Genomic DNA, 10,752 nt, shown 5'->3' on the forward strand with positions numbered 1-10,752 from the left:
TGTAGAACAGGATGGAGTGTATACCCTAGTTGTAACAGATGCAGCCGGCAATGTAACGACAGTAACCTTCACAATAGACACGGCAGTCCCTCCAGACACGACAGCCCCGATTGTAACGGGTGTGTCAGATGGAGGGGTATACAAAAACAAGGTAACAATCGGATTTAATGAAGGAACAGCGACGTTAAATGGAGCAACTTTTGTTAAGGGTACAGATGTAGAATTGGATGGAGTGTATAACCTAGTTGTAACAGATGCAGCCGGAAATGTAACGACGATAAACTTCACAATAGACACGGCAGTCCCTCCAGACAAGACAGCCCCGATTGTAACGGGTGTGACAGATGGAGGGGTATACAAAAACAAGGTAACGCCTAGTTTTAATGAAGGAACAGCGACGTTGAATGGAGTAGTTTTTATTAGTGGTACAGATGTAGAACAGGATGGAGTGTATACCCTAGTTGTAACAGATGCAGCCGGCAATGTAACGACAGTAACCTTCACAATAGACACGGCAGTCCCTCCAGGCAAGACAGCCCCGATTGTAACAGGTGTGACAGATGGGGGGATATACAAAAGCAAGGTAACAATCGGATTTAATGAAGGGACAGCGACGCTAAATGGAGCAACTTTAGCTATCGATACGGAAATTGACCAGGATGGAGACTATGAGCTAGTCGTAACAGATGCGGCAGGTAATTTAACAAAGGTTCTATTCATCATTGATAGAACTGCTCCTACAGGAACGATTGTCATTAATAGTGGCTCTGCTACTACAAATAGCAAATCTGTGACGCTAAGTCTGACTTCATCTGACGGTGTGGGAAGTGGTGTCACTGAAATGCGTTTTTCTATAGATGAGCTAACTTGGTCAGCGTGGGAAAAAGTAGCACTCACAAAAAAATGGGATTTAGTAGGGAATGCTGGGCTAAAGAAGCTCTACGTGCAATTTCGTGATACTGCAGGGAATTCAAGCATTTCAAACATGGCTTCAATTGAGTACAAGACGAGCAGCGGTTCTGATAATAGTGGTGGCGGCTATAACCCGACACCGGAGCCAACACCAACACCGAGTCCGACACCAGTAGAACCAAAGCCAGAACAACCAATGCCAACTCCAATAGAGCCAACAAAGCCAGTTCCGATACCTGAAGAACCGAAGCAACCAGAAATGCCTGAAGAGCAAAAGCCTAGCATTACATTCAACGATATCTCCACGAACTGGGCAAAGGATATGATTGAGGATATTGCAGCACGCGGCATTATCACAGGCTATCCAGATGGCTCATTCCGACCGAATGAACCAATCAAACGCGAACATGTCGCGGTGATGTTTGCCCGTACGTTCGAGCTAGCGGCACAACGCGAGGCTGTATCATTTAGTGATGTCTCAACGAGTCATCCATACTACGAGGCCATTACAAAATTACAGCAAGCAGGCATCATAGACGGCTCGGACGGCGCATTCAATCCAAACGAATCGCTAACACGTGCCCAACTAGCGAAAATACTTGTCCTCGCATTTGGATTAACACCAGGCGACACAAGCACATTCCAAGACGTACCAACAACACATTGGAGTCATGACTACATTGCTGTACTGGCAGATGTCGGCATTGCCTTAGGCGACAACGGCAACTTTAAACCAAACGAGCCAGTAACACGCGCGCAATTTGCGGCATTTTTGTATCGAGCTCTTAACCTATAAAAAGAAACACGCTACAAAATTCAAACTCGAATCTTGTAGCGTGTTTTTATATACTCTATTTCAATCTATATCAGTGATAATCTTTATTTTTCTATATACTTTGAAAGTGCTGCATAGCGGTTACTTTTTTGTGCCCGTTTCACAATCCATTAAAAAAGTGTTCGTTGGAGCCAAAATGGAATCCTGACAATTAGCGTGTTTTGCATCGATAATATTAATAGCTGTATGGGCAATTGTCTTTGGATTTCCTTTTTTATCAACCAAACCGACATCGATTAATCCATAGTGAATTCGTACAGATTGCCAAACTGGCTAGGGGTGTGAGTCGTACGCGAAAAACAACAGGTTCATCGTGCTTGTTTGTAAATGTATGCGGCGTTTTAAGGTGGGCTATGCGACAGTCGCCCTTAAAACATGTTGTTCTTTCCCAATTGTAACCGTTAATCTACCCGATATCACTTCAAATTCTTCCTCAAACTCATCATGAATATGAAGGGATGGTCCGTCACCTTGAGGTGGTAATGACACTTCTATAGACAAATAACGACCATTCATTTCTTCTGCCGTTTCTAAAAACGTAATCTGTTCACCCGTCAATTTTTTTTTACTGTACGTTGCATATTTTCGCTATTTCATTCAAAAAAATTTTATGTCGAGTATTTCACTGATAAAACAATGAAAAAACAGCTAAAAAAGGTCGAAAACAGCTTGAAATAGAGCATTTTTGTTCCTCAAATCATACCGTGAAATAATGGGGTTAGGATAAAAGATATACATAAACTTTTAATAAAATAGGTGCTAAACTGTGAAGTTCCTTAAAAAAAACGAGCATTTTTGTTTCCAGTGGATGATGTAAAAGCCTATTATTTTGATAAGAACGTCTCCATCCAGTAGCTGCGATACTACTGGAATTCAAAGGGGTTCCCTTAGTCCAACTTTGATTAAGTGATAAAAAATATTGTTTGTGTTAACTTCAAAATACTTTTATATAAAGGTTTAGAGAGTTTTTTCTCCCGCAGCATTTCAGAATTTCTCCTATCAAAACATACTAGGTCCATTTTAATTTAATCGTCGAAAAATTTAATATGGCTGAAGGAAAAAACGCATTTATTCGAATTGTCGATTTTGCTATACAACATATTTTAAAATAAGTGCTAATTTAGGTCTTTGGTATCCATTTGGCGCTTATTAATATTTAAGTCGTATGTTGATTTTGACAACTAGCCTTGTTGCGTTTGAAAAAATTTATTCGAATGTATTCTATCGATTAATTCCTTCGAGTTTTAGAAAAAAAGATAAACCCCACAAGTAAAATCGCAAAAATCCCCAAACCTTGATAAATATATTCGGTGTATTCTTTTTGGTACGTGTATTCACCTTCACGAATTGCTTTTACAAATTGACCATTTTCATCTTGGACTGCGATGGCAATCTTTGGATCAACATCCTTGATGGAATAATATTTCGTTCCCTTTGGATAGACATTTGAAAAGTTTCCGCCATATTGATCCATATCGGAATACTTCGTTACTTTTCCGATTACTTTGTCAACATGTGTGACCGTTTCCTCGCTAATTACATAAATAGAATCGTCCCAAACGACAAATAGATATACCCAACTGGTTGCCATTGTTTTTAAAGGAAAAAATGAACCGACTATAATACATAATACTACTGCGATAGGTAGAAACGATTTAGACTTCAAATTTACACGCCCCCAATATAGTTGATTTTAAACGGGTATAACCATTAGACTTTTTATTCTAATAAAGGTTACATCGAATGCTACGACTTTACTGAAATTACAAGAATTAGATATTAATTGACAGAAGTTTGGAAGTGGATGTATGGTAATAAAGAATTCTGATGAGTATAAAATGATACAACTGTCTGGATTCCGTGTATATAGTAGTTCCCCCAAAATTGAGTATGGTGAAGCTATTTATTCAATAAATTATTTTGATTATTAGGAACTAGTGTTCTATAATGGAGGTAAGTGAATATGGGGAGTGTTTTTATGAGACCGAATTTAACAAAAGATATCAATGTCGAGAGTTTTAAAGGTTTTTATTGGTTAAAGGAAGAATTACAATCGTTTTGTAGAGAAAATGGACTTAGTGCTACTGGCTCAAAAATAGAAATTTCCGATAGAATTGAAACATTTCTTCAAACAGGCGAGATTAAAAAGCCTATTAGAAAGGCAAAAGTCAATAAGAAGTTAGAACCGCAAGTAGATTTAACTCTTGATACAATCATTACGGAAAACCATCGTTGTAGTCAACATGTAAGAGCATTTTTTAAAACAGTTATCTCGAAATTCCATTTTTCTACGTATATCCAAGAATATTTTAAAAACAACGTAGGAAAGACTTATCGTGATGTTGTAAATGCTTGGTATGCGGAAGAAGAACGAAAGAAAGATCCTTCATACGAGAAAAAAATCGGACCTCAATTTGAGTACAATCAATTTATTCGTGACTTTTTTGCAGACCCAAAAAATCAAGGGAAAAGTCGTGAAGAAGCGATAAAAGCGTGGAATGAAATCAAGAAGCTTTCTGGAAGCAACAAATATGAGTCTACTATTAACCTTAACATTTGAATAATAAGGAGAACGAAATGACATTAAACAATTTTGAAGAATACGAAGATCCTATTTTATATGACAAAGAGAATGATGCGTATATGCCAGAAATTCCTTTCCTATTAAGATGGGCAGCTAAAAAGCAAGGACCCATTATCGATTTAGCTTGTGGGACGGGGAGAGTTACCATTCCATTAGCGGAAAATGGACATAAGGTTATCGGGGTAGATATACATACAGGGATGTTAGATGAAGCCCGAAAAAAAACAGCTGAGCTTGATTTACAAATCGAATGGATTGAGCAAGATTGTACGAAGCTAAATTTACATGCCAAAAGCAATTTAATCTATTCGGTCGGTAATTCGTTTCAACACTTCCTTACAAATGAAGCGCAGGATGATTTGCTATCCTCTGTAAATAAACATTTAGAAATGGGCGGGGCATTTATTTTTGGCACAAGATTCCCAAGTGTGGAGGAGTTGCTACAACCGCCAACGGAAGAATATTGGAAAATGTATATTGACCGCGAAACACAGCAAACAGTGGATGTTTTTACGATTAGTAACTATGATTCCTTAGGTCAAATTCAACAATATACGACAATAAGGAAATATAAAAATTCAAGTGGCAAAATAATAGAAGAAAAAAGCACCAATATTCGTTTGCGTTACGTATTTCCAAAAGAAATGGAAAGACTTTTACACGCGCATGGTTTTGAAATTGTACATCTATATAAGGATTGGAATGAAGCGCCCGTTACAAATGATAGTTATGAGATGATTTATGTATGTAAGAAAATGAGCTAGCGTTCCGAATAACGGCTAAAATGGATCAACACGGAAATCGGCTAGTAAAACGTGGATTGGCTAGTTACTGCATCAATTCGGCTAGTTTTCTATGTATATTGGCGAGTAACGCTTGAAAAGTGGCTATTTTAAACCGGTTAATGGCGAGTTTACGGAAAAAGTTGGCTAGTTACTGTGGAAAATAGGGAAATCTGCAGTGATATTTGAAAAAAAACGATTTATCACTATTTTTCTCTATTAATAAAGAAACCTAATAAAAAAAATAGCGTCTGTTCTTTTCTAACTGGGAGGAAACTGCTATTATGGGTATAGTGTGACGACAGTCAGTGAATTATGAGAGTGGTGAAATTTAATGGATGAACAAAAGAAAGATGGGGAACAACACGAACAAGATGAACAACAAGTACAAGTCGTAAAGCCGGCAGGTAAATTTTTACGATTAAAACCATTTGCGTTCATTATGATTATGTTCCTAACAATTTTGGTCACTGCTGGGCTAACAATTTTTGCTTTAACATTTGGTGAGAAAAAGGTTGTTGAAGTAAAGGTACCAGTAGAACGAGCAGAATTCAAAAAATTATATGATGCGTATGACAATTTAAATTCAAAATATTACGTTGAAATTGATCAAGAAGAAGTAATTTATGGTGCCATTAACGGAATGTTTGATGCGCTGGGAGACCCGTATTCGGATTATATGAATCAAGAAGAGGCGAAATCATTTAATGAAAGCTTATCTTCTAGTTTCCAAGGAATAGGTGCTGAAATTCAAGAGCGTAATGGATACATCATGATTGTATCACCAATTAAAAATACGCCAGCTGAAAAAGCAGGACTTCAGCCGAAAGATATGGTTCTTGCGGTTGATGGGAAAAGTGTAGAAGGACTTAGCGCTACAGAGGCAGTTCTTTTAATACGTGGTGAAAAAGGAACGAATGTTACACTAAAAGTTCAACGTGGTGATGCGGAGCCAATGGAAATTACATTAGTTCGAGCAGATATTCCAGTAGAAACGGTTTATGGGGATATGGGTGAGGATAAAATTGCGCATATTCAACTTACTTCATTTAGTGAAGATACAACAGAAGAGCTAGAGAAGATGTTAAAAGAATATGAAAAGCAAGGGATGAAAGGGATTGTCCTTGATGTCCGTCAAAATCCAGGTGGCTATTTAAAAGGAGCCATTGATATTTCCAATATGTTTGTAGAAGAGGGCAAGGCAATCGTTCAAATTGAAGAACGTAACTTTGCGCCACAAACCGTATTTGCCGATAAGCGTCCAAAATATAAATTACCTGTTACTGTACTTATTGATGAGGGTAGTGCATCTGCTTCAGAAATTTTAGCAGCGGCATTAAGTGAATCAGCAGGTGCAAAAATTGTCGGATTAAAATCGTTTGGTAAAGGAACAATGCAAGAAGTCCTTTATTTAGAGGATGGAGCAAATCTGAAATTTACTACAGGCAAATGGTTAACACCAAAAGGTAACTGGATAAATGAAAAAGGAATTAAGCCAGACGTAGAAGTGAAGTACCCTGATTATGCGACATTATCGTATATTGATCCAAAACAAAAGTATGAAGTTGGCTCGGAAAATGCGGTCATTACTTCTGCAGAACGAATTTTAGAAGTATTAGGCTATACGCCGGGTACTGTGGATAATGTTTTTGATGAAGAAACAGAAGACGCATTGAAACAATTCCAAGAAGCCAATACACTAGAAGTAAACGGAATTCTAACTGGAGAAACAACATATGCCTTACTAGATGCGATTGGTCAAAAGTTAAAAACAGATGATCCGCAAATTGTAAAAGCAAAAGAATTATTAGGTGTGACACCAGTGGAAGAAGAAACAACAATTAATTAATTCGAATGAACAAAAATAAATGGGCTGGTACAAGTTGTTTCATTACATCTTGTAGCCAGCCTATTGTTATAGGGAGTGGTTGGATGAAGGATGTTTATTTATTTAGTGGGTTTTTGGGAAGTGGTAAAACGTCGATGTTAACGGACGTCATTCGACAGCTCAAGGAAAATGGATTAAAACCAGCTGTCATTATGAATGAACTAGGTAAATTGCCTTTTGACTCGCAAGCGGTGGAAGAAGACGTACCATTAAAGGAAATGCTCGAAGGATGTATTTGTTGTACGGGTTCTGAAAAGACTGAAGCGCAAATACAGTCATTACTTCATGATCAGGAGTTTGATGTGCTCATTATCGAAACAACGGGCGCAGCGCATCCTGTAGAGGCATTAGACGCGGTGTACTCACCAATTTTTGCAGAGCAACTGAATATTAAAGGAATCATTACCGTTGCGGATAGTAAATTATGGCTTGACCGCGCGAGTTTGACACCTCAGATTCGTTCATTGTTTATGGAACAAATTCGCCATGCGCATTTATTATTAGCGAATAAAATGGATTTACTAACAGAGTCCGAACAAGCTAGGGTCGTACTAGAATTACAAGGGGTAAACCCAAATGCGTTTATTTTACAAACGACAAATGGGCGAGTGCCGCTTCATTTATTGCAAAAGATGCAATCAACCGCGCGTATTTCAAAAGATGACATCGTTTCGGCGCGCATCGGGAAGAGCTTTAATCTAGGTTCACGACTAGTAGAATTCAAAGCGAGCTTTACACAAGATCAGTTTGAGGATTGGGTACGTACGTTGCCAGACACGGTTTACCGGATGAAGGGCTTTGTACCAATTGAAGGTGTAAAAAATCCAATGCTGTTCCAATATGCATATGGAATGGTGCAATGGCTGCCAGAGTTCATCAAGATGCCAGCAAATTTAGTCATAATCGGGGAAAATATAGAAGGTTTACAAGTTATTGGAGATGCGAAATAATCCGTCAACCCCTTTTGAAATGTAATAATCCCTTACATTGGTAAATTTTATAGTGAAAAAGAGTATGGAAATACAATAAAAAAGGCTTATAGATTGGTAGATGGCGACATTACCAATTTATAGGCCGTTTTTTTTTAGAATTGTATTTTACGATAGGAACATGAAAGGAGGCGTACAAGATGAAAAAACAGTTCGTTACATTTTGTGCAGTAATACTTTTAGCAACACAAGCACCAGTTGCCAATGCAGAGGAGGCTACCTCGAAATCACCAGAGTTCCAAAAGCGCGGCTACAACTATCAATTAGCAACATACAATCCATTTGAGATGGTGAAATTAAAATATAATGAAATGGTGAGTTTAGAAGATTCATCAAATCCTACATTCTCTTACTACGGTTTGAACATCCAGTTCCCAATCGTAAAGTGGGGACAAATAATAAAACCAAGCGACAAGCCAAGTGGTACCCCGATTTTAAAACCAGAGTGGAAGCCAGGAGACAAGCCGGTTTGGAAACCAGAATGGAAGCCGGAAAATAAACCAGTTTGGAAACCAGAGTGGAAGCCGGGAGATAAACCAGTTTGGAAACCAGAAGAAAAACCGGTAGAAAAGCCAGAAGATAAGCCAGTAGAAAAACCGGAAGATAAACCAGTGGACAAGCCAGTAGAAAAACCGGAAGATAAACCAGTGGACAAGCCAGTAGAAAAACCGGAAGATAAACCAGTGGACAAGCCGGTAGAAAAGCCAGAAGATAAACCAGTGGATAAGCCAGTAGAAAAACCAGAAGATAAACCTGTAGTAAAACCAGGTGAACCAGAGGACGATAAGCAAGAAGTAGGTTCGCCGGCAATTGATACAATCGAAGCAAAAGTTGTGGAGTTAACAAATGTTGAACGTTCGAAACAAGGATTAAAGCCACTTCAAATCGATCGACCATTAATGGCAGCAGCACGTGAAAAATCGCAGGATATGAAAATTAATAATTACTTTTCACATACATCACCGACATGGGGCAGCCCATTTGATCAATTGAAGAAGCGAGGTATTTCATATAGTTCAGCAGGTGAAAATATCGCTAAAGGTCAACAAACTGCAGAAAAAGTAGTGGAAGGTTGGATGAATTCAGCTGGACACCGTGCTAATATTTTAGACGCTAACTATACGCATATTGGTGTGGGCTATGTAAAAGAAGGTCATATTTGGACCCAACAATTTATAAAAAAATAAGCCTACTTACAACCTACTTCTAATAATGGAGTAGGTTGTGTTTGTTTTTTAGGTGCGTATGGAGTGTGTAACGATGCGCCCATTTTATAGCAATTCAGATCAGATAATGACTGTACATGCGTTTACTTTATAGTATGTAGCCATTTTTCTCGCATTAGGATTTTTTTGAACGAAATATTTGTGTTACAATGGCGTTAGAGACAAACGTATAGGATTCTTATTAACTTAACGAGCTAAAAAAGAAAACATGGCATGTATTGAAGAAACATGGCATAAAATTATACAATAGAATTGACTGTGTTAGGAGTAAACGTATGAAAGAAAAGACAATTATATTAACAGGTGGGGGAACGGCTGGGCACGTATCTTTAAATGAAGCGATTATCCCGTCACTTATTGAAGCTGGTTATAACGTTCACTATATAGGTTCACATGATGGCATCGAAAAAGAACTAATTGGGAATGCGTTTCCCAAGTTACCTTACCATAGTATTTCAAGCGGGAAATTACGCCGCTATTTTTCCATGAAAAATTTTAGTGATCCGTTCCGTGTATTCGGGGGAGTTGTGCAAGCATTTACGGTTATAAAAAAAATAAAGCCGTCGATTATTTTTTCGAAGGGCGGATTTGTATCCGTTCCCGTTGTCATGGCAGCCAAACTTGCAAATGTGCCAGTTGTCGTGCATGAATCGGATGTAACACCTGGATTAGCCAATAAATTAGCGTTGCCATTTGCTTCTCATATTTTTACCGTTTTTAAAGAAACGATGAAGCACTTACCAAATGATAAAGCAACGTGTACGGGGTCTATTATCCGTCAGCAATTATTTGATGGTGATAAAGCGCGGGGGCTGTCCCTTTGTGATTTCACAGAGGAAAAGAAAGTGTTATTAGTTATGGGTGGAAGTTTAGGCTCCGTCGTCATTAATGATGCACTACGCGAAAATCTCGATGAATTATTAAAAGAATATCAAATTATCCATCTTTGCGGGAAAGGGAATGTGGAGGAACGTTTGACGTCACGAGCAGGTTATAAACAATTTGACTATGTGACAACGGAATTACCTGACTTACTCTATGCCTCTGATTATATCGTATCAAGAGCAGGATCCAATTCTATTTTTGAATTTTTAGCGCTGCATAAACCGATGTTGTTAATTCCGTTATCTGCGGCTAAAAGTAGAGGGGACCAAATTTTAAATGCACGGTTATTTAAACAACAAGGGTTTGCGCATATATTAGAAGAAGAATCGATATCAAAGGCGTCATTTTTACGAGCCATTAAAAACTTAGAAGCACATGCCGATGAAATGCAAGATCGAATGCTTGATGTGGAACACCCAAAAACGCCAGCAGAAATGGTGTCGTTAATTACACAGTATGAGATTTAAAAAGTAAATAATGGCATTTTGACTTTTCGTCAGGATGCCATTGTTTTTAATTTCTATAAGTTGCGAGAAAAAAACCACCTATTATGAAAGAGGGTACTGAAAAAGTCCATATAGTTTAACTTTGCGAGGTATTCGACGATTGAATCGTCGAATACCTCGCTCTTTTCATATATAATAAAAGAAC

9 protein-coding genes are annotated in these 10,752 nt (G+C 38.1%); 7 read left to right on the plus strand and 2 right to left on the minus strand.

The features are described from left to right. A partial coding sequence (locus ACQKIH_RS21855) for an S-layer homology domain-containing protein (protein ID WP_427768881.1) occupies positions 1-1,708 on the plus strand: 1,708 nt, incomplete at its 5' end. Positions 1,709-2,098: 390 nt separating this feature from the next. Here ACQKIH_RS21855 and ACQKIH_RS21860 read toward each other — a convergent pair. Further along, positions 2,099-2,305, minus strand: coding sequence for a cupin domain-containing protein (locus ACQKIH_RS21860; protein WP_427768883.1), 207 nt, complete (start codon positions 2,303-2,305; stop codon positions 2,099-2,101). 670 nt (positions 2,306-2,975) lie between these two features. Beyond that, positions 2,976-3,338 carry a hypothetical protein gene (locus ACQKIH_RS21865; RefSeq protein WP_427768885.1) on the minus strand — a complete coding sequence of 121 codons (363 nt, stop codon included), beginning with the start codon at positions 3,336-3,338 and terminating at the stop codon, positions 2,976-2,978. A gap of 387 nt (positions 3,339-3,725) precedes the next feature. On the opposite strand from ACQKIH_RS21865, the gene ACQKIH_RS21870 reads away from it, so the two are divergent. From ACQKIH_RS21870 to ACQKIH_RS21895, 6 genes are all read left to right on the plus strand, one after another. After that, the gene (locus ACQKIH_RS21870) at positions 3,726-4,307 is read left to right on the plus strand and encodes a DUF6434 domain-containing protein (protein ID WP_427768887.1); all 582 of its coding nucleotides are present in this window, start codon (positions 3,726-3,728) and stop codon (positions 4,305-4,307) included. A 17-nt stretch (positions 4,308-4,324) separates the two neighbouring features. Then, on the plus strand, positions 4,325-5,095 hold the full coding sequence (locus ACQKIH_RS21875) for a class I SAM-dependent methyltransferase (protein ID WP_427768889.1): 771 nt from the start codon (positions 4,325-4,327) through the stop codon (positions 5,093-5,095). Between the two features lie 352 nt (positions 5,096-5,447). Next, positions 5,448-6,962 (plus strand): lmo1851 family serine protease, encoded by a 1,515-nt coding sequence (locus tag ACQKIH_RS21880; protein ID WP_427768891.1) that lies wholly within the window; start codon positions 5,448-5,450, stop codon positions 6,960-6,962. 83 nt (positions 6,963-7,045) lie between these two features. Beyond that, positions 7,046-7,951, plus strand: a complete 906-nt coding sequence (locus tag ACQKIH_RS21885) for a CobW family GTP-binding protein (RefSeq protein WP_057985215.1) — start codon at positions 7,046-7,048, stop codon at positions 7,949-7,951. Positions 7,952-8,130: 179 nt separating this feature from the next. Next, entirely contained in the window at positions 8,131-9,177 is a 1,047-nt protein-coding gene (locus ACQKIH_RS21890; RefSeq protein ID WP_427768892.1) for a CAP domain-containing protein, read from the plus strand. A 314-nt stretch (positions 9,178-9,491) separates the two neighbouring features. Continuing rightward, complete coding sequence (locus ACQKIH_RS21895) at positions 9,492-10,568, plus strand: undecaprenyldiphospho-muramoylpentapeptide beta-N-acetylglucosaminyltransferase (RefSeq protein ID WP_427768893.1); 1,077 nt, start codon at positions 9,492-9,494, stop codon at positions 10,566-10,568. Positions 10,569-10,752: the final 184 nt, after the last annotated feature.

This window comes from Solibacillus cecembensis (genome assembly GCF_050272495.1).
In the GTDB taxonomy this organism is placed as follows: domain Bacteria; phylum Bacillota; class Bacilli; order Bacillales_A; family Planococcaceae; genus Solibacillus; species Solibacillus cecembensis.